Genomic DNA, 1,038 nt, shown 5'->3' with positions numbered 1-1,038 from the left:
AATTTTGGGGGGGGGCTGCTGTGGTTGTAAAACGGGGACGAGCTGGGTGTTCGTAGGTAGCCCCTCGGGCGCATCGAGGTTGCCCGCCATCGGGTCCGCCCGACCGAGGGGCTACGGATTTCGAGGCTCGTTGCGCTGCTGGACCTGTGTTCAGGGCGTGAGACCTGCAGGGCTGCCCATCGCGGCCGCGCGGGCGGCCACGTTGGGCGTTTGTGCATTTGAACGTGTGACGGGTGCGCTTCGCGCGGTTGGTGGGCGGTTTTCTATTGATTCCGCGCGTCGAGGGGGAGGGACGGTGGTGGTCGGCGCGATGTGCGCCGTGTTGCGCGTGGTGAGCTTCGCGCGCCGACCACAAACAGTCTTGGTGCGGGCAGGCGTTCAATGGCAACGGGTTTTGGCATGGGTATGTCTTGGGGCAATGCGCTGCGGTGCCGGCATATCCTCGACGGCAAGTGAGTCGCGGTGCTGGCACATCTTCAATGACAAACGACTCGCGGTGCCGGCAAGCCTTCCAAAGAAAATGATCTCGCCGTTCCCACACGCGATAGCGCCATCACGGATCGCAAGATATCGCGTAAGCCTCAAAAGGCCGCCCGCGCGGCCGGCTTGAGGCGGGCCCCGTCCCACCATTCACCGCAAGCGCGAAGCGGCATCCCCAACCGCAAGACCCCGCGGATGCCCTCCGATGGCCGCCCGCGCGGCCGAGGAAGGGCGACCACCGCAAGATCTTCCACTCCACGCCAGCCCAACATAAGAACGCCAGCACCCCCACCCACACGCGAGAGCGCCATCGTCCAGACGCAAGACACCGCGTAAGTCCTAAAAGGCCGCCCGCGCGGCCTTTTAGGACGGGCCCCGTAAATCTCTCCCCCCGCCCTGACGTTGCATCAACATGCCAAGCACACCACCCGCCCCAAAGCCCGGCAGTAAGTCTCATCGCGAGCGCGTTGCGGGGTCGGTGGGGGATGGCGGGGCGTGTAGATGCGCCCGAGGGAATCTGAAGGAACAGCCGAAGGCTGTGACGAAGATGACGAAGGG

The sequence above is a fragment of the Achromobacter sp. 2789STDY5608615 genome (genome assembly GCF_001298995.1).
Taxonomy (GTDB): Bacteria; Pseudomonadota; Gammaproteobacteria; order Burkholderiales; family Burkholderiaceae_B; genus Achromobacter; species Achromobacter insuavis.
Note: the sequence above shows the minus strand (reverse complement) of the source record.